The 21,780-nt window shown below is 61.1% G+C and carries 23 protein-coding genes, 1 tRNA gene and 1 pseudogene; 12 read left to right on the top strand and 13 right to left on the bottom strand.

The window, feature by feature from the left end:
* Positions 1-403 precede the first annotated feature (403 nt).
* Positions 404-526: pseudogene (locus BUB53_RS23525) on the bottom strand (hypothetical protein); the annotation flags it as partial.
* A 283-nt stretch (positions 527-809) separates the two neighbouring features.
* On the opposite strand from BUB53_RS23525, the gene BUB53_RS19380 reads away from it, so the two are divergent.
* Together BUB53_RS19380 and BUB53_RS19375 are read left to right on the top strand one after the other, a co-directional pair.
* Positions 810-2,237 (top strand): primase-helicase family protein, encoded by a 1,428-nt coding sequence (locus tag BUB53_RS19380; RefSeq protein WP_143163287.1) that lies wholly within the window; start codon positions 810-812, stop codon positions 2,235-2,237.
* Between the two features lie 41 nt (positions 2,238-2,278).
* On the top strand, positions 2,279-2,644 hold the full coding sequence (locus BUB53_RS19375; RefSeq protein WP_073037271.1) for an HNH endonuclease: 366 nt from the start codon (positions 2,279-2,281) through the stop codon (positions 2,642-2,644).
* 136 nt (positions 2,645-2,780) lie between these two features.
* On the opposite strand, the gene BUB53_RS19370 is transcribed toward BUB53_RS19375, so the two are convergent.
* Positions 2,781-2,855, bottom strand: a tRNA-Gln gene (locus BUB53_RS19370).
* 81 nt (positions 2,856-2,936) lie between these two features.
* Positions 2,937-3,446: an SH3 domain-containing protein gene (locus BUB53_RS19365; protein ID WP_073037269.1), complete on the bottom strand. Its 510-nt coding sequence runs from the start codon at positions 3,444-3,446 to the stop codon at positions 2,937-2,939.
* A gap of 110 nt (positions 3,447-3,556) precedes the next feature.
* On the opposite strand from BUB53_RS19365, the gene BUB53_RS19360 reads away from it, so the two are divergent.
* Both BUB53_RS19360 and ggt read left to right on the top strand, forming a co-directional pair.
* Complete coding sequence (locus BUB53_RS19360; RefSeq protein ID WP_073037268.1) at positions 3,557-4,543, top strand: 2-hydroxyacid dehydrogenase; 987 nt, start codon at positions 3,557-3,559, stop codon at positions 4,541-4,543.
* Between the two features lie 48 nt (positions 4,544-4,591).
* The gene (gene ggt / locus BUB53_RS19355) at positions 4,592-6,373 is read left to right on the top strand and encodes a gamma-glutamyltransferase (RefSeq protein ID WP_073037266.1); all 1,782 of its coding nucleotides are present in this window, start codon (positions 4,592-4,594) and stop codon (positions 6,371-6,373) included.
* Positions 6,374-6,469: 96 nt separating this feature from the next.
* On the opposite strand, the gene BUB53_RS19350 is transcribed toward ggt, so the two are convergent.
* Together BUB53_RS19350 and BUB53_RS19345 are read right to left on the bottom strand one after the other, a co-directional pair.
* Complete coding sequence (locus tag BUB53_RS19350) at positions 6,470-6,913, bottom strand: MaoC family dehydratase (protein WP_073037264.1); 444 nt, start codon at positions 6,911-6,913, stop codon at positions 6,470-6,472.
* A 102-nt stretch (positions 6,914-7,015) separates the two neighbouring features.
* Positions 7,016-7,888, bottom strand: coding sequence for a TIGR01459 family HAD-type hydrolase (locus tag BUB53_RS19345; RefSeq protein ID WP_073037262.1), 873 nt, complete (start codon positions 7,886-7,888; stop codon positions 7,016-7,018).
* Positions 7,889-8,163: 275 nt separating this feature from the next.
* On the opposite strand from BUB53_RS19345, the gene BUB53_RS19340 reads away from it, so the two are divergent.
* A complete protein-coding gene (locus tag BUB53_RS19340; RefSeq protein WP_073037260.1) occupies positions 8,164-8,655 on the top strand; it encodes a flavin reductase family protein in 492 nt (163 codons plus the stop codon).
* A gap of 64 nt (positions 8,656-8,719) precedes the next feature.
* Here BUB53_RS19340 and BUB53_RS19335 read toward each other — a convergent pair whose 3' ends face one another.
* Both BUB53_RS19335 and BUB53_RS19330 read right to left on the bottom strand, forming a co-directional pair.
* Positions 8,720-9,640: a manganese-dependent inorganic pyrophosphatase gene (locus BUB53_RS19335; RefSeq protein ID WP_073037258.1), complete on the bottom strand. Its 921-nt coding sequence runs from the start codon at positions 9,638-9,640 to the stop codon at positions 8,720-8,722.
* Positions 9,641-9,781: 141 nt separating this feature from the next.
* Complete coding sequence (locus BUB53_RS19330; RefSeq protein ID WP_073037256.1) at positions 9,782-10,759, bottom strand: TraB/GumN family protein; 978 nt, start codon at positions 10,757-10,759, stop codon at positions 9,782-9,784.
* A gap of 202 nt (positions 10,760-10,961) precedes the next feature.
* Here BUB53_RS19330 and groES point away from each other — a divergent pair, with 202 nt between their 5' ends.
* From groES to BUB53_RS19315, 3 genes are all read left to right on the top strand, one after another.
* On the top strand, positions 10,962-11,249 hold the full coding sequence (gene groES, locus BUB53_RS19325; RefSeq protein WP_073037254.1) for a co-chaperone GroES: 288 nt from the start codon (positions 10,962-10,964) through the stop codon (positions 11,247-11,249).
* A 51-nt stretch (positions 11,250-11,300) separates the two neighbouring features.
* On the top strand, positions 11,301-12,941 hold the full coding sequence (gene groL, locus BUB53_RS19320) for a chaperonin GroEL (protein WP_073037252.1): 1,641 nt from the start codon (positions 11,301-11,303) through the stop codon (positions 12,939-12,941).
* A 70-nt stretch (positions 12,942-13,011) separates the two neighbouring features.
* Positions 13,012-13,500, top strand: coding sequence for a GNAT family N-acetyltransferase (locus BUB53_RS19315; RefSeq protein WP_073037249.1), 489 nt, complete (start codon positions 13,012-13,014; stop codon positions 13,498-13,500).
* A gap of 5 nt (positions 13,501-13,505) precedes the next feature.
* On the opposite strand, the gene BUB53_RS19310 is transcribed toward BUB53_RS19315, so the two are convergent.
* Positions 13,506-14,006, bottom strand: coding sequence for a GreA/GreB family elongation factor (locus BUB53_RS19310; RefSeq protein ID WP_073037247.1), 501 nt, complete (start codon positions 14,004-14,006; stop codon positions 13,506-13,508).
* A gap of 169 nt (positions 14,007-14,175) precedes the next feature.
* On the opposite strand from BUB53_RS19310, the gene BUB53_RS19305 reads away from it, so the two are divergent.
* Together BUB53_RS19305 and BUB53_RS19300 are read left to right on the top strand one after the other, a co-directional pair.
* Entirely contained in the window at positions 14,176-14,901 is a 726-nt protein-coding gene (locus BUB53_RS19305; RefSeq protein WP_073037245.1) for an alpha/beta fold hydrolase, read from the top strand.
* On the top strand, positions 14,898-16,046 hold the full coding sequence (locus tag BUB53_RS19300) for an alpha-D-ribose 1-methylphosphonate 5-triphosphate diphosphatase (RefSeq protein ID WP_073037243.1): 1,149 nt from the start codon (positions 14,898-14,900) through the stop codon (positions 16,044-16,046). The genes BUB53_RS19305 and BUB53_RS19300 overlap by 4 nt, the downstream gene beginning before the upstream one ends.
* 4 nt (positions 16,047-16,050) lie before the next feature.
* Here BUB53_RS19300 and BUB53_RS19295 read toward each other — a convergent pair whose 3' ends face one another.
* A complete protein-coding gene (locus BUB53_RS19295; RefSeq protein WP_073037241.1) occupies positions 16,051-16,482 on the bottom strand; it encodes a PaaI family thioesterase in 432 nt (143 codons plus the stop codon).
* Entirely contained in the window at positions 16,479-16,766 is a 288-nt protein-coding gene (locus BUB53_RS22585; protein ID WP_159437876.1) for a hypothetical protein, read from the bottom strand. The genes BUB53_RS19295 and BUB53_RS22585 overlap by 4 nt, the downstream gene beginning before the upstream one ends.
* Before the next feature lie 63 nt (positions 16,767-16,829).
* Here BUB53_RS22585 and rpe point away from each other — a divergent pair, with 63 nt between their 5' ends.
* Both rpe and BUB53_RS19285 read left to right on the top strand, forming a co-directional pair.
* Positions 16,830-17,513: a ribulose-phosphate 3-epimerase gene (rpe, locus tag BUB53_RS19290; RefSeq protein ID WP_073037239.1), complete on the top strand. Its 684-nt coding sequence runs from the start codon at positions 16,830-16,832 to the stop codon at positions 17,511-17,513.
* A gap of 58 nt (positions 17,514-17,571) precedes the next feature.
* A complete protein-coding gene (locus tag BUB53_RS19285; RefSeq protein ID WP_073037236.1) occupies positions 17,572-18,864 on the top strand; it encodes an acetylornithine deacetylase/succinyl-diaminopimelate desuccinylase family protein in 1,293 nt (430 codons plus the stop codon).
* A gap of 87 nt (positions 18,865-18,951) precedes the next feature.
* Here the strand turns inward: BUB53_RS19285 and panC are convergent, their stop codons facing one another.
* The 3 genes from panC to BUB53_RS19270 all read right to left on the bottom strand — a co-directional run bounded on the left by panC (position 18,952) and on the right by BUB53_RS19270 (position 21,685).
* A complete protein-coding gene (gene panC / locus BUB53_RS19280) occupies positions 18,952-19,800 on the bottom strand; it encodes a pantoate--beta-alanine ligase (protein WP_073037234.1) in 849 nt (282 codons plus the stop codon).
* A complete protein-coding gene (panB, locus tag BUB53_RS19275; RefSeq protein ID WP_073037232.1) occupies positions 19,797-20,624 on the bottom strand; it encodes a 3-methyl-2-oxobutanoate hydroxymethyltransferase in 828 nt (275 codons plus the stop codon). Before panB ends, panC begins: the two co-directional genes overlap by 4 nt.
* Before the next feature lie 101 nt (positions 20,625-20,725).
* Positions 20,726-21,685, bottom strand: coding sequence for a KpsF/GutQ family sugar-phosphate isomerase (locus tag BUB53_RS19270; RefSeq protein WP_073037230.1), 960 nt, complete (start codon positions 21,683-21,685; stop codon positions 20,726-20,728).
* Between the last annotated feature and the right edge of the window lie 95 nt (positions 21,686-21,780).

Here is a 21,780-nt window from a genome sequence, read left to right as displayed (position 1 = left end):
GCCGCAGGACATCCCAAAAGCCAGATCGACGACCTCCTCCCGTGGAACTTCGACTCGTCAAGCTGAAATGCACGTGCCCTGCAGCCGTCGCTTACTTCGGGAACGCGTGAGACAGCCGCCTTCGCCGTCCCCGGTCAGGTCACCTGCGGGACCCTTCCTTTCTGTTTTTCCGACCAAACCGCCCCCGGATAATGCCCCGGTCGGGAGCGTCGTCGGCGGTTTCGGATGGTTATCTTCGGCTTCGAAGGTCTCCTACCACCCCAGCCAGGTCCTTCCGAATGATCAACCGATGAACCGAGCGGGATACCCCTCGCTCGAAAGTGCCCCGAACAATGCCCCCGCTCCGGGTGTCTCGGGTGACGGGTTCGATCGGCCCGGCGGGGCCTGTCCCACGCGGTCGTCGTCAGAGGTAGTCCGGATCGGACCCGTAGGCCCAGTGCTCCCAGTCGTCGCGCTTGTTGTCCTGTTGCGAGCCGATCTCCAAGTGTTCGGGGTTGATGCAGCTACGGTTATGGCACCGGTGGCGGACGACGCGGTCGCGTGGATTTTTTTGGGGCCGACCTCTTGAACACGTCCGGGAGCGCTCCTATGTCTCGCTCCTTGTTGCGGCGAAAGGGGCCACCGACTAGTACGCAGCAGACCCGCCAACCAGCGGTGTGGCGGTTTCCCCGAAACTTCAACGAACCTCCTGATAAAGCGTTTCGGAAACGCGAGAAGAGGTTGAAGCGGGAGGTTCAAAGCCACCGTCGCGGTGCTCGTGACGGCATAATCAATAATAATAAGGCGAACCAAATTCTATGACTGAACAATTGAAACTCATTAAGAACGAAACGGCAACTCAGAAAGTTGGAGGTGATGACAGGCAGACCACGGACGAAGATCGCGAGGCGGCGGTAAGCGCTCTCTCGACGGCGATCAGCTCGTGGTACGTCCGCAAAGACAGCAAATACTTCGCCGTGGATCGGTTGAACGTAAAGCTGTCGAAAGACGACGTCCAGCATGCCTGTCTGATCAGGATCAAGGAGGAGTATGGCAAAATGTACTGCGAACCTGCGATCCTGAAGGATGTCTTCAGACGGACCTTCGAAGCCAAGCACTTCGACCGGGAACAGGCGATTCCGGTTTGGAGCGGAGGCATGGTCTGTCGTCCCCGGCATGACGACCGGTACGTATGGCGAAACGGGACCGTAGAGGTCAACACGTGGAAAAAGCCTGCCTATCGGGACGAGAAAGACGTGAAAGCGGATTTCGGTCTTGCGGGACACTTCCTCGATGTCTTCTTCACCCGCGACGAGGAGCGCAAAAAGTTCCTGGATTGGCTGTCCTGGAGCTTGCAGAATGAAGACGACAAACCGGCTTGGGCACCGCTGCTCTACTCGGAAACGAAAGGCTCCGGGAAAAGTACGCTTTGCAAGCTGGTGGCGAGGCTCTTCGGCGAGGAGAACACCTTGGTCCAGAACAGCGTTGAGAAGCTCACAGGACGCTTCAACATGCCGGTTCTGACCAGCAAACTGGTGATCTCGGAGGAAGTCAACCTTAAGGGTGGCTCGTCCCAAGGTAATGCGTTGAAGACTTACATCACTGAGACTGCGACCGTTTCCGAACGAAAGGGGGTAGACGCCGAAAAGGTAAAGCAGTTCTGCTGCTTCCTGTTTACGACCAACCACCTGCCACTCTGGATCGAGGCCGCAGATCGCAGGTACTACCTGATCGAGGTCGACCATGACGGCCACGCATCCGGGCAGAATGCGCTCGAGTTCTCCGGGATTGTCGGAGGACTCCACGAGTTCATGCAGGACGACCGTAAGATCGCCGCCCTTTACCGGGCGCTTATGGAGCGGAAGCAGTCTCCGGGCTTCAACGCGAGGACTCTAAACGTCGTCGATGATGCCACACCGCTGATGAGGCGGGTTCACGGCGCATCCGAAGCGACGCGAAAGACTTTGCTGCGCGAATGTCTCGCCGAACGAGGTATCCACGCGTTGCCTGAGCAGGACATCGTAAAGATCGTGAAGGGGGACTTGGATGGCAACATCTCATCCACCAAACATCTGATGTCCGAACTTGGTTGGTGGAAAGACAAAGTCAAATGGGGCGGATGCGATTACGTGAGAGCAATATGGGTAGAGAAAGGCTACTGCGCGGATCGCGGAAAGCTGAAAGGTCCCGACGGCTTCGAAGAGAATCTTGCGGAGCATTTCGGAATGGCCACAGACGTGCGTCTCGCATTTGACTGATCACCGGAACCGGACCCGCTGATGATCGTAAGGAGAAGATAATGTTGGAATACTTCGAAGACGACAGCGAGGAACGGTTTCGTGACATAATCGAAAACCATCTTGAGGAGGCCCGGCGACGGGCCTTCTCTCTCATTGAGGCTGCGCGGGTGGATGAGAATGGCTGTCGGGTGACCGACACGGTGAAGCCCCAGAAGGTCCGCTTCAACGGACACCAGTGGGAGGCCTATCGCTTCATCTACTGCGTCCTGAACCAAGAGATCGCCTCACGCGACCGCGTCGTCCGCCACCGGTGCCATAACCGTAGCTGCATCAACCCCGAACACTTGGAGATCGGCTCGCAACAGGACAACAAGCGCGACGACTGGGAGCACTGGGCCTACGGGTCCGATCCGGATTATCTCTGACGACGACCGCGTGGGACAGGCCCCGCCGGGCCGATCGAACCCGTCACCCGAGACACCCGGAGCGGGGGCATTGTTCGGGGCACTTTCGAGCGAGGGGTATCCCGCTCGGTTCATCGGTTGATCATTCGGAAGGACCTGGCTGGGGTGGTAGGATTCGAACCTACGATACACGGTACCAAAAACCGCTGCCTTACCACTTGGCTACACCCCAACGGTGACGCGCTAATTACTCTGGACCTCGGGGTGGTTCAAGGCCCGAAACGAAAAAAATCCAGCTTTCTTGAAACAGCCGTCAATCGAGGATTTCGTCGGCGCGGATGCCCCATATATCCGTTTTGGGCGCCCAGCCTTCGTAGCCGCCTGCGGATAATTCACACCAGTCACGCTGGCAGGATGAAATCCGTGCGATGACTCCGAGTTCCAGCCGGGCAATGACCATGGTGTCGGGTTGCGGGCGCGCCAGAAGGTCCAGCATGTCTTTCTCCACAATCACTGTTCGGACACCGGACAGGAGGGAGTAGTGGACCCACCCGCCCGCTCCGTCGCGGTCGCGCACGCGGCGCCAATGGCCGTGTTCCGCAGTGATTTCCAGCGGTGCGTCCTTGCGTTTGAACACCCAGTCGATGCGATGAGTCAGGCTGGGGCCGCGACGAATGTTCGCTTCGCTGGCTTTCATCGAAACGAACCGGGGCAGGGGAAGATTGGTCACGGGGCCGCGCTCCTGCGCCCCGGAGGTCGAAGGGATCAGGATTGCGCCTGCCGACAGCAGAAGAACGCTCAGCAGCGAAAGCACTGATTTCATGTCTGGTATCCGATTTCTGCCCGCGGATGCGATGGGGTTCTTGTGCCCCGCGCTTTCCTGCGCCACTCTGACATCAGACAAGAGCGATTGAAAGGGAAAGGAGGGGCCCGATGCCATCTGAACGCCTGAGTGTTGTCGTAACGCGACGCTTGCCTGACGCGGTCGAACGGCGGATGCAGGAATTGTTCGACGTTACTCTGCGCGAGGATGACAGCCCGATGAGCCGCTCCGAGCTGACGCAGGCCGTCCAGCAGGCCGATATCCTGGTGCCCACCCTGACCGACCGGATCGACTCGACCCTGATCGCACAGGCGGGGGATCGCTTGAAGCTGATCGCGAACTATGGCGCGGGGGTCGATCATATCGATGTTCAGACCGCCCGGCAGCACGGCATCCTGGTTTCCAATACCCCCGGTGTGGCGGCCGAGGATACCGCGGATATGGCCATGGCGCTGATTCTCGGTGTGACGCGGCGCATCCCCGAGGGGCTTGCGATCATGCAATCGGGGGACTGGCAGGGATGGTCGCCCACGGCCCTGTTGGGCGGTCGTGTGGCGGGGCGCAGGCTGGGTATTCTGGGGCTGGGGCGGATCGGTCAGGCGGTCGCCCGCCGCGCATCGGCCTTCGGTATGCAGATCCACTATCACAATCGCCGCCGTCTGCGCCCGGAGATCGAGGAAGAGCTCGAGGCCACGTATTGGGAGAGCCTGGATCAGATGGTGGCGCGGATGGATGTGATCAGCATCAATTGCCCGCATACGCCTTCGACCTTCCATTTAATGAATGCCCGGCGACTGAAACTGATGAAGCCAGACGCTGTGATCGTGAACACCAGCCGGGGCGAGGTGATCGACGAAAATGCCCTGACGCGCATGTTGCGGGCGGGCGAGATCGCTGGCGCGGGGCTGGATGTCTATGAAAACGGGACGGATGTGAACCCGCGTTTGCGTGAACTCAACAACGTTGTTTTGTTGCCTCATATGGGGTCGGCGACGGTCGAGGGGCGTCTTGAAATGGGCGAAAAGGTGATCCTGAACATCAAGACTTTCGATGACGGGCATCGTCCGCCCGATCAGGTGGTCCCGGCGATGTTATAGCATCATGCCCGATGCCTGTGTCCCGGTCGGGCAGGGGAGGCGCAAAAGATGAAGTTACTGCACATTCTCGCGTGTTTCATGTTGGCGGGCGCGCCGGTATGGGGGCAGCAGGCGGCTGATACGGTCGCGCCCGAAGGAGCCGGTGCGGGGCTCGTTCAGGTGTCTCCGGCAGTCAGGGCCGCGCAGGACGCCAAGGCCGATGGCCGTGCGGTTGTGGCCGAAAACTGGATGGTGGTTGCCGCGAATCCACTGGCCAGCGATGCCGGGGCAACGGTGTTGAAAGCCGGCGGGACGGCCGCGGATGCGATGGTGGCGGTCCAGGCCGTTCTGGGGCTGGTCGAGCCGCAGAGTTCCGGGCTTGGAGGCGGCGCGTTTCTGGTCTGGCGCGATGGCGCGACGGGGGAAATCACCACATTGGATGGCCGCGAAACCGCGCCGCTGGCGGCGACACCGAGGCTGTTTCAGGATGCCGAAGGTCAGCCGCTGTCTTTCTATGACGCGGTTGTCGGTGGCCGGTCGGTCGGGGTGCCGGGCACGCCCGCGCTGATGCAGTCGGCGCATGACCGGTGGGGCCGTGCAGAGTGGGCCGGATTGTTCGATGATGCCATTCGGCTGGCCGAAGACGGGTTTGAGGTCAGCCCGAGGCTGGCGTTGATGGTGGCGGGGGATGCGCTGAAACTATCGCGTTTCGAGTCGACACGCGCATATTTTTTCCCCGATGACGGTTTGCTCGAAGTCGGTGCGCGCCTGCAAAATCCGGCTTATGCCCGCAGTCTGCGCAGCCTTGCCGAAGAGGGGGCCGAAGCCTTTTACACAGGCGATATCGCAAGAGACATCGTTCAGACGGTGCAATCCGCGCCGGGCAATCCCGGCGTGATGAGCGAGGTCGATCTGGCCATTTACCGGGTCAGGGAACGTGATCCGGTTTGTGTTCCATATCGTGTGTATGAAGTCTGCGGTATGGGCCCGCCGTCATCGGGGGCGCTGACGGTCGGGCAAATTCTGGGGATGCTGGAGCCATATGACCTGGCGGCTATGGGGGCGGACAGTGCGCAGGCGTGGCGACTGATCGGCGATGCCAGCCGTCTGGCTTTTGCGGACCGGGGCCGATACATGGCGGACAGTGATTTCGTGCCGGTGCCGGTTCAGGGGTTGGTGTCGCGTAACTATATGAAAACACGTTCAGAATTGTTGCGTGGTGACGATGTTTTGCCCGAGGTGGCGCCCGGAAAGCCCGAATTCGACCATAGCCTGAACCTGGCGGACGACGCGGCGATCGAGTTTCCTTCGACCTCGCATATCTCCATCGTGGATCGGTATGGCAATGCTTTGTCGATGACGACGACGATTGAAAATGCCTTTGGGTCGCGTCTGATGGTACGCGGGTTCTTGTTGAACAACGAACTGACCGACTTTTCCTTTCAAAGTCATGAAGACGGCGTTCCGGTGGCCAACCGGGTAGAGCCGGGCAAGCGGCCGCGTTCCTCGATGGCGCCGACGATTGTCTTGAAGGATGGCGAGCCGGTTTTGATCGTGGGCAGCCCCGGCGGCAGCCGGATCATCGGCTATGTGGTCAAGGCGATCATCGCGCATCTGGACTGGAAAATGGATGTGCAACAGGCGGTTAGCCTGCCCAATATGGTCAATCGCTTCGGTGAGTTCGATGTCGAGGCAGGCCGCGTATCGCCTAGTTTGGCATCGGACCTCGCGGAGATGGGGTACGAGGTGTCGCGGCAGCCTCTGGTTTCCGGCCTGCATGCCATTTCCATTGGCGAGGTGTTGCGTGGCGGGGCCGATCCAAGGCGCGAAGGCATCGCCCTGGGTGAGTGAACCGGCCCGAATCGAGCCATAAATCCGTATCGGTATAACGTCGGTATCGTGTCGGTATGATGTCGGTGCGCGACCGGACTGGTACGAGTGTGCCGATCAGTCGAATTTGCCCGAGGGGGCCAGAACGGTGGCCTCGCCGATCAGAACCTTCTTACCGTTTACAAGGCAACGGCAATCCAGTTGCACGCGCCGCTTGGCGTGGTCGATGCCGATGACCTCGACTTCGGTGAAAACCGTGTCGCCGGGGCGGACCGGCCCGAGGAACTTGAGTGTCTGGCCCATATAAACGGTGCCGTGCCCCGGAAGCTGTTCCCCGATCACCGCTGAAACCAGCCCGGCGGTCAGCATGCCATGTGCGATGCGCCCTTCGAAGATCGTATCCTGCGCATAGGCGTCATCCAGATGGACCGGGTTTCGGTCGGTCGACACCTGCGCGAACATTTCGATATCCTCGTCCGTCACGACTTTGCGCAGGCTGCGCGTCATGCCCATCTCGATTTCTTCGATGGTGATGGTTCCGCGCGGCAAGTTATCCAACATTCGACCCTCCTGGTTGGTCGGTGGGTAATAATCGAGACGCTATTGCGTCAAATGTTGGAACTTTATTGCTTTGCGGGCGCAGAAAATCAAGGCCTATTTTACCTAGCGAAGCTGCCCGATGGTATAGGTCGGAAGCATTTTCTCGTTTTCCAGAAAGGCGATCAGCGCCTTTTCATCGGGTTGGTGCGAGGTTCTGGTTTCCGTCGCTGCCAGCCCGCCGGAAATGAACAGGGAATCAATATCCTCCCCCAAGGCGCCAGCGATGTCGGTGTGAATCCCGTCTCCGATTGCCAGAATCGCGCCGTTCTCCACGTCATGGCCGGTTGCGGCCAGACGGCGGCGGGCCAGATCGTAGATCGGCGGATGGGGCTTGCCGAAATACAGGCTTTCGCCGCCCATTTCGGTATAGAGCCGCGCCAGGGCCCCGGCGCACCATTCACGGTGATCGCCCCTGTCGACGACGATGTCGGGGTTGGCACATAGCAGTTTCAGCCCCTTCTGCTTGGCGTACAGGAAATCGGGGCGATACACGGCGGGATCGGCCGTGGGGTCGAACGGGCCGGTGCAGACGATGCCCTCGGCCTGATCCAGAGGTACGATCCGCACATCGACCGGATCTTCGATGACCTGCATGGGCTCGAAAAACCTGGCGTCGCGATCTTCTCCAATGAAATAGACCTTTTCACCGACCACGCCACGGAACATCGCGGCGCGGGCGCTGTCGCCCGAGGTGGCGATGCTGTCCCAGCAATCGCGCGGCACGCCGAAATGATCCAGTTGCTTTTCCACCCCAAGACGCGGGCGTGGCGAATTGGTGACCAGAACCACCACGCCCCCGGACTCACGGTAGGCCTGAAGGGCGGTCACGGCGGCGGGCAGGGCACGCACCCCATTGTGCACGCAGCCCCACAGATCGACGAACAGCGCGTCATAGCGGTCTGAAATCTCGGAAAGCGATTGAATAATCTGGGTCATGGTTCTTCGTATGGGAATTGTGGGAGTGGTTCCCTAGCTATGGCAGCGCGGCAACGGATTGGCCACAGGGAATTGTCTTCGTGTTTTCTACCCGGCGCCGATAAGGTTTTCATACGTTTGCAGATTCATTTCTTGGGCAGAGTGGTAATCCGTCTATGTCTTGAAAGAATGCCGGTTCCGCTTTACGCCCGGACCTCGTTGAGCGGGCAGATGTCTGACGAACAGGAGAGACTGAGCGGGATGAGGAGTGCTGTGTTGAAAGCGAAGGGAATGCCATGAGCGCGGCACGCGATGCTTTCGTGGCCGCCATGCGGCAGGTGGCGGCCACGGTGACCGTGGTGACAAGCGATGGACCGGCCGGGCATATGGGCGCCACGGTAAGCGCGTTTACCTCATTGTCGGCTGATCCGCCGACAGTTCTGGTTTGCCTCAAGACCGACAGCCGCATCGCCAAGTCGGTTGCCGCCAATGGTGTTTTTACGGTCAACGTATTGCACGAGGATGCAATCGAACTGGCGCAGCGGTTTGCCGGGGCTTTCGACGATGAAACGCCCGACAGGTTCCATGGAACCGAGGTGACGCCGACCGAATTCGGGCCGATCCTGCCGCGTGCCACGGCGTTTACCTGCCGACTTGAGCAAAGCTATATTCACAGCACTCATCTGATCTGTATTGGTGCGGTGACGGGTATTTCCAATGCCGGGGAAAAGCCGCTGACCTACATGCACGGCGCGTTTCATGTCGTTCGTCCCAAGACGGACCGTTGAGCGCATGAAAAACGCCCGCAGCCGGAACTGCGGGCGCTGATCTGTTTGCAGACCGTTTGTGAGTTCAGACGGCCAGGTTCGGGATGATCTGTTTCTTGCGGCTCATCACGCCGGGCAGAACGACGCTGTCGCCGTCCACTTTCGCGCCAAAGGATTTCTCGGCCACGGTTTTCACCAGATCGTTGGGCACCAGCAGGGTGGCTTCCTCGTTGAGGATATCGACCACGAACAGCAGAACCTGATCGACGCCATCCTCACCTGCGACGGTGGTCATGCTGTCCATCAGGCTGGCCTTGCGGTCCAGAACCATGCCGGGCGCGGTGGTTTCCAGAACGCTGACCCGGAACTTGGTGTCGCCCACGGCATATTCCTTGGAATCCATACGCAGCAATTCGGCGTCGGAAAAGGCGCTGACATCCGATTTGGCGGCAAACATTTCGGCGGCGTAATCGCCGATATTGACGTTCAGATCGGCGGCCAGCTTGGTGGCGACGTCACGGTCGTGGTCGGTGGTGGTGGGGCTGCGGAATTCCAGCGTGTCGGACAGGATGCAGGTCAGCGCCGCGCCTTTGATAGCTTCGGGCATTTTGGCGGCGTCATCGCCCATCAGGTCGACCAGAATTGTCGCTGTGCAGGCCAGCGGGCGCACGGTGATGTCGATGGGGCCTTTGGTTTCCAGGCCGCCGACCAGTTTGTGATGGTCGATGATCGCACGCACATCGGCATCGTTGATGGATGCGGGCAGTTCGGCGGGGTTGTTGGTGTCGACGATCACGCAGGGCTGATCGGCTTCGACATCGTCGATGATGCGCGGTTTGGGCAGGTTCCACTTGTCCAGCATGAAGGCGGCTTCGGTGTTGGGTTCGCCCAGCAGAACGGGCTCTGCCTTGGTGCCCTGAACCTCGTTGAGGTACCAGGCCCAGACAATGGGCGAGCCGGTGGAATCGGTATCGGGGGATTTATGGCCGAAAACGAGTTGCGTCATTGTCGCTGTCCTTGAACGTTTGGAACGGATTTGCGCGCCTTATAGGGGCATGATCCGTGCTTGTCACCCATCCATGCCGCGCTGCGGCGGCGCGGATCGGCCGGGGTTTGCCGACCGCCGGATGATCGGTGGATGGATATTTCAGAACGGCAGGCGCTCGATCGTGAAACCCTCGTTCTCCAACAGGTGCAGAACACCGTTCTCGCCGGGCAGGTGGGCCGCGCCGACGGCGGCGAACAGGACGTCTTCGGGCGCATTCAGCAGAACGTCGATCCAGCCGGTGTTGCGGTCGGTCAGCAGCAGGCGTTCGAACCGCTCGAAGTCTTCTTGTGCGGTGTCGCCGCCGAACGTGACCGAGACGGCGCGCGAATAGCTCCAGATCAGGGCGATTTCCTGATTCAGATAACGTTGCCGCAGGGTATACGCCATGTCGTCGGGATTTCCGGGCCAGGCAAAAAACAAGCGGATCATGTCGAGTTGCTCGTCCATTGGGAAGCTGTCGAGCATCTCCAGCAAGGTGCGAAAATCTTCCAGAGACCGGGACGGAGTGCCAAGAGAGGCGGCATGATCGCCGATCAGTTTGTCGATCCCCGCACCGCCCATCGCGCCGTTGCGCGCCTCGCACGGGCCGATGCCCAGCATCATCGCGGCCCAGACCGGTTTGAACTTGGCCGCAAAGAACGGCGGGATGGTGCGGGCGCGCATTTCGTCCGAGAAACGCTGCCACTCGTCCTCTTCCAGCAGGTCTGGCAGGGTTTTGCCCTCCGTGATGAACATCAACGAGGGGTCTTCGGCCAGCGCGCGTTCCATTGCGGACTGATCGTCGTTCGAGACTTCCAGATAGACGGCTCCGGCGGTCTGGATCATCGGTTTCAGGTTCTCGAGATGCCGCAGCGTTTCATCGTGCGGGAAATGGTACGTGCCGAAAAGCGTGATCCGCGTGTCGCCACGGGTGGCCTGCCACAGCAATCCTTCGGAATGCGGCATTGCGGCGGCCTGCGATTCGAGCGCATCGCGTTCGGCCTTGGGCATGGCTGCAATCAGGTCGGTGCCTTCGCAGCGGGCGAAGGCGGTAAGGGGGTGCAGACTCAGGACCAGAATGATCAGTACACGCAGCATCGTCTTCTCCGGCTGGGAACGCGGACAGGCTAGAGCGCCGTGTACCGGCCTGCAATCGGAGTTCCAAAAAATTTTGCCGGACTTGTTGACAGCTTTCGCGGACCTCCTTAGCTATGCGCCGTTAGCACTCGAATGCGAGGAGTGCTAACGGCCCCATGACGGGGCCATTTAGGGAGAAACTTTGAGCCAAGGAGCCAAAGACATGGCATTCAAACCGCTGCATGACCGCGTGCTCGTCCGCCGCGTTGAAAGCGAAGAGAAAACCGCAGGCGGCCTGATCATCCCCGACAGCGCCAAGGAAAAGCCCCAGCAGGGCGAAGTCGTCGCCGTTGGCGAAGGCGGCCGCAAGGACAGCGGCGAACTGATCGAGATGGCCGTGAAAGCCGGTGACACCGTGCTGTTCGGCAAATGGTCGGGCACCGAGATCACCCTCGATGGTGAAGAGCTGCTGATCATGAAGGAAAGCGATATCCTGGGCGTAATGTCCTGATCGCCTTATCCGTAACGCACACTACTGAACTGATAGTCAGGAGAGACACACATGTCTGCTAAAGACGTCAAATTCGACACCGAAGCCCGCAACCAGATGCTGCGCGGCGTCAACATCCTGGCCGATGCGGTCAAGGTGACGCTCGGCCCGAAAGGCCGCAACGTGGTTCTGGACAAGTCCTTTGGCGCGCCGCGCATCACCAAGGACGGTGTTTCGGTCGCCAAGGAAATCGAACTGGAAGACAAGTTCGAGAACATGGGCGCGCAGATGGTCAAGGAAGTGGCCAGCCGCACCAATGACGAAGCCGGTGACGGCACCACCACCGCCACCGTGCTGGCGCAGGCCATCGTCAAGGAAGGCATGAAAGCCGTGGCCGCGGGCATGAACCCGATGGACCTCAAGCGCGGTATCGACCTGGCCACCGCCAAGGTCGTCGAAGCGATCAAGGCCGCTGCGCGTCCGGTCGAAAACTCGGACGAAGTTGCCCAGGTCGGCACCATTTCGGCCAACGGCGAAGCCGAAATCGGCCGTCAGATCGCGGACGCGATGCAGAAGGTCGGCAATGACGGCGTTATCACCGTCGAGGAAAACAAGGGTCTGGAAACCGAGACCGACGTTGTCGAAGGCATGCAGTTCGACCGTGGGTACCTGTCGCCCTATTTCGTCACCAACTCGGACAAGATGATTGCCGATCTGGAAGACTGCCTGATCCTGTTGCACGAGAAGAAACTGTCGAGCCTTCAGCCGATGGTTCCGCTGCTCGAGCAGGTCATCCAGTCGCAGAAGCCTCTGCTGATCATCGCCGAAGACGTGGAAGGCGAAGCCCTGGCCACGCTGGTGGTCAACAAGCTGCGCGGTGGTCTGAAGATCGCTGCCGTCAAGGCTCCGGGCTTCGGCGATCGCCGCAAGGCCATGTTGCAGGACATCGCAATCCTGACCGGCGGTCAGGTCATCAGCGAAGACCTGGGCATGAAGCTGGAATCGGTCACCATGGACATGCTGGGTTCGGCCAAGAAAGTGTCGATCACCAAGGACGAGACCACCATCGTCGACGGTGCCGGCGACAAGGCTGAAATCGAGGCGCGTGTGGGCCAGATCCGCACCCAGATCGAAGAAACCACCAGCGACTACGACCGTGAGAAGTTGCAGGAACGCGTTGCCAAACTGGCAGGCGGTGTGGCCGTCATCCGCGTTGGCGGCATGACCGAAGTCGAAGTGAAAGAGCGCAAGGACCGTGTCGATGACGCGCTGAACGCGACCCGCGCGGCCGTTCAGGAAGGCATCGTTGTCGGCGGTGGCGTGGCCCTGATCCAGGGCGCCAAGGTTCTGGAAGGCGTCGAAGGCGCCAATGCCGATCAGAACAACGGTGTTGCCATCGTGCGCAAGGCTCTGGAAGCTCCGCTGCGCCAGATCGCCGAGAACGCCGGTGTCGACGGCTCGGTCGTGGCTGGCAAGATCCGCGAAAGCGACGACGTCAAGTTCGGCTACAACGCTCAGACCGAAGAATATGGCGACATGTTCACCTTCGGCGTGATCGACCCTGCCAAAGTGGTTCGTACCGCTCTGGAAGACGCGGCATCGGTTGCCGGTCTGCTGATCACCACCGAAGCGATGGTGGCCGACAAGCCGCAAAAAGACGGTGCTGCCGGTGGCGGCATGCCCGACATGGGCGGCATGGGCGGCATGATGTAATCATCCGCACATCTGTGCTAACGGATCGGGGTCGCCTTTCGGGGCGGCTCCTTTTCTTTGCGAGGATGCGATGACCAAAGCCCCCGGTTTCACCCGAGAAATGCGCCGCGGCGAGGAGGCCGGTGTCGAGGCCCTGCTGCGTCTTGCTTTTGGCGGCGCTGATGAGGCGCGGCTGGTTGCGGCCCTGCGCAAATGCGGTGCGATGGCGGGCGAGATGGTTTTGCCCTGTGAGGGCGAGATTATCGGGTATTACGCCCTGTCGCGTTTCATCCGGCCCAAGGGTTGGTTGTGTCTTGCTCCGGTGGCGATCCACCCTGACTGGCAAGGGATGCGGCACGGCAAGCGGATGATCGGCCAGTTGACGGAATGGGCGCGTCTGAGTGGCACTTATGTGGTGGTGCTGGGCCAGCCCGAATTCTACGGCAAGGCGGGTTTCAGCGCCGGGCGCGCCGCACGGTTTGGGTCGCCTTATCCTCTGGACCACACGCTGCTGGCCGGTCCGGGAACCGATGCGCCGCGCGAAACGCTTGTGTATCCCAAACCCTTCGAGGCCCTTTGAGCGCCTCACCCCTCAAAAGAAATCGCCAGAACTTCCAGTTCGACAAGCCCCGAGGGCCTGGGCCATTCCACCACGTCGCCGACACGGGCCTCCATCAATGCCCGCGCAAGCGGTGAAAAGGCTGCGATCAGATGCTGATTGGGGTCGGATTCATCCTCGCCCACGATGGTGTAGGATGTCTCGATGCCGTCCTCATCCACGACCGTCACAGTGGCGCCAAAACTGACATGGCCGGGTGGGTCTTCGGGTGGTTCGACCAGAATGGCCGAAGCCAGCCGGGCCTCGACATAACGCAGGTCGCGTTCGGCCACGGCCAATGGATAGCTGTCAGCCATATAGTCGCGATTTGCACGCAGGCGGGCGATCTCGGCCTCCAGTTTGTCAGCACGCGCTTTGAGTTGCGCCAATCCTCGCGGAGTGACGTGATTGGGGTGCTCGCTGATCGGAAGGTCGGGCAGGCGCTGTGGCGTCGTGCCGTCCTCTTCCTTGGTAAAGGCCTTGTTCATCGTCTTACTTCACCGATATTGCCGGTGGATCATAGCCCACAGCATCTCAAAACGCGAGATTGGGTGGGCTACCGGGTGTTCGCCCCCCTCATCGGGCATGGGAACATGCGCCCCTTTCAAGCGATATTGGGGCTGTTGCAACGGGGGAAATAAGCCTATCTCAAGCGGCATGAAAGCGATCCTTGCCACCCTTGCCGTGATCCTGTCAGCGCCCGCTGCGCTGGCCGATTGCGTTGTCTTGCTGCATGGGCTGGCGCGTACCGATGCGTCCTTCATCGTCATGGAAGAGGTCTTGCAGGCGCAGGGGTATACGACGTTTCGTTCCGACTATCCGTCGACCGAGCTGGACATTCAGCAACTGGCCGAAGAGACACTGCCCTATGCCGTGCGGGTCTGCGGGGATGCCCGTATTCATTTCGTCGCGCATTCGATGGGGGGGATTTTGCTGCGGTTCTGGTTGCAGGACCATCGCCCCGAGAAAATGGGGCGCGTTGTCATGCTGGGGACGCCGAACCACGGTTCGGAACTGGTAGACGAACTGGGCGGTCTGGAATTGTTCGAGTGGCTGAACGGCCCTGCGAGTATGCAGCTTGAGACCGGGCAGGACGGCGTGCCCGAACAATTGCCGCCGGTGGATTTCGAACTGGGGGTGATCGCGGGCACACGCTCGCTCAACCCGTATTTCTCGACCCTGATCGAGGGGGCGGATGACGGCAAGGTTTCGGTCGCTTCGACACGCGTCGAAGGTATGGCCGATCACATCACCCTGCCGGTCACGCATACATTTATGATGAACAATCCCATGGTGATCGCGCAGACCGAAGCGTTTTTGCGCGACGGCAAGTTCGATCACGAGATGGGAATAGGCGATCTGTTTCGGAGAGGATCACAATGACGATGCCCGATTTGCGACTGGTCGGTGCGCAGGTGCTGACCTCTGATGGCCTGGCCGATCAGCCGCTGGCGCTGGCCGGTGGGCGCATCGTCGATGGCGGCAAGGCGCGCGATGTGGACCTGAGCGGGTTCATGGTGATGCCCGGTATCGTGGATATTCACGGCGACGCCTTTGAAAAGCACCTCGCGCCTCGCCGTGGTGCGATGAAGGATCTGGATCAGGGCCTGATCGCGACCGAGGCCGAACTGGCGGCAAGCGGGATCACCACCGCTATTCTGGCACAGTTCTACAGTTGGGAAGGGGGGATGCGCGGGGCGGAATTTGCCGGTCGTGTCTTTGCTACGCTGGAGCAGGTGCGTGATCGTCTGGTGACCGACATGCGCCCGCAATTGCGGTTCGAAATCTCGATGACCGGGGAATATCCGGCAGTGACCGAGATGGTGGCGGCGCATCGCATTCCCTATCTGGTGTTCAACGATCACCTGCCGCACGAGGAACTGGCCAGGGGCAAACGCCCGCCGCGCCTGACAGGGCAGGCCCTGCGGATCGGACGGAACCCGGAAAAGCATCTGGAATACATGCAGGCGTTGCATGCCGGAATGGACGAGGTGCCTGCCATGCTGGACGAGCTTTGCGCCGATCTGACGGCGCGTGGGGTTCTGTTGGGCAGCCATGACGATCATACTGCGGACGATCGTGCCAACTGGCGTGCGCGCGGGGTGCGGATTGCCGAGTTTCCCGAAACCCTGGAGGCTGCCGAAGCCGCGCATGGCGCGGGCGATGCGGTGTTGCTGGGCGCGCCCAACACGGTGCGGGGCGGGTCGCACAAGGGCAATGTCAGCGCAACGGATCTGGTGGTGATGGGCTATTGCGATGCTTTGGCGTCGGACTATCATTACCCTTCGTTGCGCCGTGCCGCGCTGCAACTGGCGGACAGCGGCGTTCTGGATCTGGCCGGAGCCTGGGGATTGATCTCCAGCGGCCCGGCCCGAGTCTTGGGATTGGCGGACAGGGGCGAGTTGACAGCTGGCAACCGGGCTGATCTGGTCGTTCTGGACGCCGAAACCTGCAATGTCTGCGCCACCCTTTCAGGCGGTCAGATCAGTTACCTGAGCGGAGAGGCCGCGCGCCGCTTTCTGGCCTGAGCGATCAGTCCGGGGGTGTGTCGCGATAAGGTGCACCGCGATAACGGAAAACCCCGGTTGCCGTCGCAAGCAGCGCGCCGGTTTCGTCGCGCACCTCGCTTTCGGCAAAATATGTCTTGCGCCCGCCGCCGGTGACACGGGCTGTCGCAATCAGCCGCTCCCCCTGCGCTTGCCCCAGGTAGTTCACGGTCATCGAGAGCGTCAGCGCCATCTGGTGCAGGTTCGGATCGCCCGTGAAACATCCGGCAAAGCCCATCGCGGTGTCCAGCAATGTCGCGTGCAGGCCACCATGAGGCAGCCCCTGGCGGTTTTGGATATTCGGGGAATTGGCGGTCTCGACCCGTGCCCAGCCTTTGCGCCAGCCGGTCATCTCGATTCCCAGATGGGTCGCTATCGCCGAAGGCGCTTCGAACAGGTGAGAATTGTCGTCGTTCATCGGTTGGTGATCTCCAGCCCCTGACGGGCGAATTGGGGCGTATCCGCGCCCGGTTGCAGTCCGTATTCAGGAGTCGAAGCGTTCCTGTCCCGCGCGTCTCGTGCCCCCTGCACGATAGCGGCCATGCGGAAATGACAGAAGGCGCGGCAAAATTCAAATCTTTCGAGAACCGGCCGTTTCCCGTGACGGCGATCTTCGCCGGGGGAAAGATCGGGGAGCGCGAACATGGCACGCTTGCGATGCACTGGGGCAGTGGCGGGGATGGTCGCCGGTCTCAATTCCATTGCGGGCCTTGACCTCGGCGGGCCAAGGCCGCATGAGCAGAGCAGGGAAAACGAGGTGCTGCCATGACATTCGACAGATCGCTCAAGATCGCCCCCTCCATTCTGAGTGCCGATTTCGCCAATTTCGGTCAGGAGATTCAGGCCGTCGAGGCGCAGGGGGCCGATTGGGTTCACGTGGATGTCATGGACGGGCATTTTGTTCCCAATCTGACATTCGGCCCGCCGATGTGTGCCGCGATCCGCAAGCATATCAACACGGTCATGGACGTTCATCTGATGATCGCGCCGGTCGATCCTTATATCGACGCCTTTGCCGAGGCAGGGGCGGATGTGCTGACGGCGCATCTCGAGGCGGGGCCGCATGTGCACCGGACCTTGCAGGCCATTCGCGGAGCGGGATGCAAGGCCGGTCTGGCACTGAACCCCGGAACCGGGATCGAGGATGTCGATTACCTGCTCGATATGGTGGACCTGATTTGCGTGATGACCGTGAACCCCGGCTTTGGCGGACAGAAATTCATTCACAGCCAGATCGACAAGGTGCGCCGCCTGCGCGAGAAAATCGGCGATCGGCCCATCCATATCGAGATCGACGGTGGCATCACCCCCGAAACCGCCCCCTTGATGGTCGAGGCCGGGGCCGATGTACTGGTTGCCGGATCGGCGGTGTTCAAGGGCGGCAGCGTCGATGACCCGGGCCCCTATGGTGAAAATATTCGCGCCATCCGGGCCGCCTGCGGGAACTGACCGGAGGCACGGCAAGTTTTCTCTGGCACCGGAAGTGACCTCGGGGCAGAGTCGGGTCATGGATTTACAGCAACGACTGACGGCGGAAATTGCTGCGCGGCGCGACGATCTGGTTGCGCTGACCCAGGACCTGATCCGTATTCCCACGCTGAACCCGCCGGGTGAGAACTATCGCGAGATTTGCGATTATCTGGATCGCCGCCTGTTACGTGCCGGGTTTCATACCGAACTGATCCGTGCCAGGGGCGCCGTCGGGGACAGCGACAAACACCCGCGCTGGAATATCGTTGCACGCCGAGAAGGGCAGGGCGCGGGCGAGTGCGTGCATTTCAACAGCCATATCGACGTGGTCGAGGTGGGCCATGGCTGGACGGTCGATCCGTTTGGCGGCGAGGTGAAAGAGGGCCGCGTTTACGGGCGTGGGGCCTGCGATATGAAAGGCGGGCTGGCGGCCAGTATCGTTGCGGCCGAAGCCTTTATTGCGGTTTGCCCGGATTATTCCGGCGCGATTGAAATCAGCGGGACGGCAGACGAGGAATCCGGCGGCTTTGGCGGTGTCGCCTACCTGGCCGGGAGGGGCTATTTCACGCCGGAACGGGTCCAGCATGTCATTATCCCCGAACCGTTGAACAAGGATCGCATTTGCCTCGGGCATCGCGGTGTCTGGTGGGCCGAGATCGAAACCAAGGGCGAAATCGCCCATGGCTCTATGCCGTTTCTGGGGGATTGCGCGGTGCGGCATATGGGGGCTGTCCTGCGCGAGATGGAAGACAGCCTGTTCCCGGCGCTTGCCCAGAAACGCACGGATATGCCCGTTGTGCCCGAAGGCGCGCGGCAATCCACGCTGAACATCAATTCGATCCATGGTGGCGAGGCCGAACAGGACGCCGACTATACCGGCCTGCCCAGCCCCTGCGTGCCGGATCGCTGCCGCATGGTGATCGACCGGCGGTTTCTGATCGAAGAAGATATTGCCGACGTTCAGGCCGAAATCCGCGAGGTTCTGGAAACCGTGCGGCGCGGGCGGCCCGGTTTCGACTATGATATTCGCGAGTTGCACCGCGTCCTGCCCACGATGACCGAAAAGGACGCCCCGGTGGTCGGGGCCGTGGCGCGCGCCGTCCGGCAGGTGTTCGGGCGAGAGGCCGACTACGTGGTCAGCCCCGGCACCTATGATCAGAAGCATATCGACCGGATCGGTCGGTTGAAGAACTGTATCGCCTACGGGCCGGGTATTCTGGATCTGGCGCACAAGCCGGACGAATATGTCGGGATCGACGATATGATTCAGTCAGCGCAGGTCATGGCGCTGGCTTTGCTTGAACTTCTGTTGCCTGAGGGCCGCGCCTGATTTCGCTTGTCCCCGACAGACTCATATCCGGCGCTTGGGGCGCGCGGTGGAAGCTGCGTATTTCGGAAGCGATGAAACCGGGGGCGTTCAGATTGCGATATTGTCGATCAGCCGGACTCCGGCCAGCCATGCGGCGGCGAACAGGCGCGCGGGGCGCGATGGCGTATCGAGCAGGCTGAGATCGTCATTGGCGCGGATTTCAAGGTAATCCACCTCGGTGAAGCCCGCATTTTCCAGCCGCGCGATGGCCGCGCGCTGCAAGTCCCCGAAAGACTGCCCGGCGGCGATGCCCTCGGCGATCTTTTCCATTTCCTCGTGCAGGCATGGCGCGGTGACGCGCGCGCGATCCGACAACAGCAAATTGCGTGAGGACATGGCCAGCCCGTCGATTTCGCGGATCGTGGGGCAGCCATGTACGGTGATCGGAATGTCCAGATCACCGGCCATGCGGCGCACCACCTGCAATTGCTGATAGTCCTTTTCGCCGAAAAACGCATCGGTTGCCGCGCTTTGCAGGAACAGCTTGGTCACAACCGTCGCGACCCCGTCGAAATGACCGGGGCGGTGTGCGCCCTCCATCACATCGGTCAGCCCGTCGACCGAAACCGTCGTGGAAAACCGATCGGGATACATCTGATCGGCGTTGGGGACGTACAGGCTGTCGACGGCGAAACGGGTGAGTTTGCGGGCGTCGTCCACTTCGGTGCGGGGATAGTTCTTGAGATCGTCGGGATTGTTGAACTGCTTGGGGTTCACGAAAATCGTGACGATCACCCGGTCACAGGTCTTTTTCGCGGCTTCGACCAGCGACAAATGTCCGTCATGCAGCGCGCCCATCGTGGGAACGACGCCGATGGTCTCTCCGGCCCGAATCCAGGGCAGGGTTGCGGCGCGCATCTCGGCCAGAGTGCGCATGATAGGGGCAGGAGTGTTCATTTGCCGGAGGCCTTGTCTGCAAAGGTATGTTCGGAAGCGGGGAACTGGCGGGCGCGAACCTCGTCGGCATAGGCGGAAATCGCGGCTTTGCCGTCCTCGCCCAATGTGGCGTAGCGTTTGACGAACTTGGGTTTGAAGGCGGTGAACAGGCCCAGCATGTCGTCGACCACAAGGATTTGACCGTCGCAGCCCGCCGAGGCGCCGATACCGATTGTGGGAATGTCGATCTCATCCGTGATCTGGTCGGCCAGTGTGGCAGGGACTTTTTCCAGAACCACGCTGAATGCGCCAGCTTCGGCAATGGCGCGGGCGTCGGCGCGCAGCGCGTCGGCCTGATCGGCGCGGCCCTGGACCTTGTAGCCGCCAAGCGTGTTGATCGACTGCGGTGTCAGGCCGATATGGGCCATGACCGGCACACCGCGCGCGACGAGAAAGGCGATGGTTTCGGCCATGTGCCGCCCGCCTTCCAGCTTGACCGCTGCCGCGCCGGTTTCGCGCATGAGCCGGGCGGCATTGGCAAAGGCCTGTTGCGGGCTTTCTTCGTAGCTGCCGAAGGGCATGTCGATGACCATCATCGTGGTGCTCAGCCCACGGGCCACCGCCTGCCCGTGCAGGATCATCATCTCCATGGTCACGCCAAGGGTCGAGGGCATGCCATGCAACACCATCCCGACCGAGTCGCCAACGAGAGCGAAGTCGCAGACGCCGTCCATCATTTTTGCCATGGGGGTCGTATAGGCTGTCAGGCTGACAATCGGCGTGCCGCCTTTCATCGCCCGGATATCGTCGGGCAGGGGGGCGGTTTTACGGGCGGTTGCGCTCATGATGTTGTCCAGGGTTCTGCTGCGTTGCAGCGCGGAATATCAAGTTTACAATCCAAAAGCCACTGTCGTGTTGATCGCACAGGGTATGGGCCTTTGCAGGTTCAGGCGACCCCGGCGCGCAGGGCATCGTGGATATGGACGAGACCGCGCAACTGTCCCGTATCGTCAACGGCGAAAAGCGCGCTGATCTTGTTGGTGTTCATCACGCCAAGTGCCTCGGACAGCAAGGCGTCGGGTGAAATGGTGCGCGGACCGCGGGTGGCGACCTGACCGGCGCTGTGATCCATCAAATTTGCAAGATTGCGCCGCAGATCGCCGTCGGTGATGACACCGGTCAGGCGTCCGTCCTCGACAAGCGCGGCGACGCCGAACCCCTTGGCCGTCATTTCAAGCAGGGTATCGCCCATGGGCGTGTCTTCGGCCACGATCGGCAGGTCGGTGCCGGTATGCATGACCGAGGAAACCTTGAGCAGTTGCGCCCCCAGGGTGCCGCCGGGATGGAAGGCCAGGAAGTTTTCCCGCTCGAACCCGCGCAAGCGCATCAGGGCCACGGCCAGCGCATCGCCAAGCGCCATCGTGCAGGTCGTCGAGGTGGTGGGCGCCATGCCGATGGCGCAGGCCTCGGGCGCATCTGGCAGTTGCAGCAGGTGGTCGGCTTGCGTGGCCAGCGTACTGCCTGATTTCTTGGTGATCGCGATCAGGGGAATCGAAAACCGGCGGGTATGGGCGATGATATCGGCCAGTTCGCGGGTCTCGCCCGAGTTGGAAATCAGGATTACCGCGTCCTGTGCCGTGATCATGCCCAGATCGCCATGGCTGGCCTCGCCGGGGTGCACATATTGTGCCGGAGTGCCGGTGCTGGCCATCGTGGCTGCGATCTTGGCGGCGACATGACCGGACTTGCCCATGCCCGATACGATGACGCGTCCGGGGACCGTGAGCAGCAGTGAAACGACATCGTCAAAGGCCGGTGGGAGGTGGTCGTGCAGGATGCCCAGGGCATCACGTTCGATCATCAGGACATCGCGGGCGATGTCGGTGGGGCGGGGCGTTGTCGTCATGGTCCGGCTCCGGTTTGGTGATTGCGGTCATAGCGCGGGCGCGCATCGAGGCCAAGCCCTGCCGCAAACGGGGCTGGTGTATCTTGTGAGGCCGC

Origin of the sequence: Roseovarius pacificus, from assembly GCF_900142665.1 — a bacterium.
In the GTDB taxonomy this organism is placed as follows: domain Bacteria; phylum Pseudomonadota; class Alphaproteobacteria; order Rhodobacterales; family Rhodobacteraceae; genus Roseovarius; species Roseovarius pacificus.
Note: the sequence above shows the minus strand (reverse complement) of the source record. Positions and strands in the feature narration are given on the sequence as shown.

Coding starts and splice junctions, on each gene's coding strand:
- BUB53_RS19375 (WP_073037271.1), top strand. CDS start 2,279: ATGTTGGAATACTTCGAAGACGACAGCGAGGAACGGTTTCGTGACATA.
- BUB53_RS19365 (WP_073037269.1), bottom strand. CDS start 3,446: ATGAAATCAGTGCTTTCGCTGCTGAGCGTTCTTCTGCTGTCGGCAGGC.
- BUB53_RS19360 (WP_073037268.1), top strand. CDS start 3,557: ATGCCATCTGAACGCCTGAGTGTTGTCGTAACGCGACGCTTGCCTGAC.
- ggt (WP_073037266.1), top strand. CDS start 4,592: ATGAAGTTACTGCACATTCTCGCGTGTTTCATGTTGGCGGGCGCGCCG.
- BUB53_RS19350 (WP_073037264.1), bottom strand. CDS start 6,913: ATGTTGGATAACTTGCCGCGCGGAACCATCACCATCGAAGAAATCGAG.
- BUB53_RS19345 (WP_073037262.1), bottom strand. CDS start 7,888: ATGACCCAGATTATTCAATCGCTTTCCGAGATTTCAGACCGCTATGAC.
- BUB53_RS19340 (WP_073037260.1), top strand. CDS start 8,164: ATGAGCGCGGCACGCGATGCTTTCGTGGCCGCCATGCGGCAGGTGGCG.
- BUB53_RS19335 (WP_073037258.1), bottom strand. CDS start 9,640: ATGACGCAACTCGTTTTCGGCCATAAATCCCCCGATACCGATTCCACC.
- BUB53_RS19330 (WP_073037256.1), bottom strand. CDS start 10,759: ATGCTGCGTGTACTGATCATTCTGGTCCTGAGTCTGCACCCCCTTACC.
- groES (WP_073037254.1), top strand. CDS start 10,962: ATGGCATTCAAACCGCTGCATGACCGCGTGCTCGTCCGCCGCGTTGAA.
- groL (WP_073037252.1), top strand. CDS start 11,301: ATGTCTGCTAAAGACGTCAAATTCGACACCGAAGCCCGCAACCAGATG.
- BUB53_RS19315 (WP_073037249.1), top strand. CDS start 13,012: ATGACCAAAGCCCCCGGTTTCACCCGAGAAATGCGCCGCGGCGAGGAG.
- BUB53_RS19310 (WP_073037247.1), bottom strand. CDS start 14,006: ATGAACAAGGCCTTTACCAAGGAAGAGGACGGCACGACGCCACAGCGC.
- BUB53_RS19305 (WP_073037245.1), top strand. CDS start 14,176: ATGAAAGCGATCCTTGCCACCCTTGCCGTGATCCTGTCAGCGCCCGCT.
- BUB53_RS19300 (WP_073037243.1), top strand. CDS start 14,898: ATGACGATGCCCGATTTGCGACTGGTCGGTGCGCAGGTGCTGACCTCT.
- BUB53_RS19295 (WP_073037241.1), bottom strand. CDS start 16,482: ATGAACGACGACAATTCTCACCTGTTCGAAGCGCCTTCGGCGATAGCG.
- BUB53_RS22585 (WP_159437876.1), bottom strand. CDS start 16,766: ATGGAATTGAGACCGGCGACCATCCCCGCCACTGCCCCAGTGCATCGC.
- rpe (WP_073037239.1), top strand. CDS start 16,830: ATGACATTCGACAGATCGCTCAAGATCGCCCCCTCCATTCTGAGTGCC.
- BUB53_RS19285 (WP_073037236.1), top strand. CDS start 17,572: ATGGATTTACAGCAACGACTGACGGCGGAAATTGCTGCGCGGCGCGAC.
- panC (WP_073037234.1), bottom strand. CDS start 19,800: ATGAACACTCCTGCCCCTATCATGCGCACTCTGGCCGAGATGCGCGCC.
- panB (WP_073037232.1), bottom strand. CDS start 20,624: ATGAGCGCAACCGCCCGTAAAACCGCCCCCCTGCCCGACGATATCCGG.
- BUB53_RS19270 (WP_073037230.1), bottom strand. CDS start 21,685: ATGACGACAACGCCCCGCCCCACCGACATCGCCCGCGATGTCCTGATG.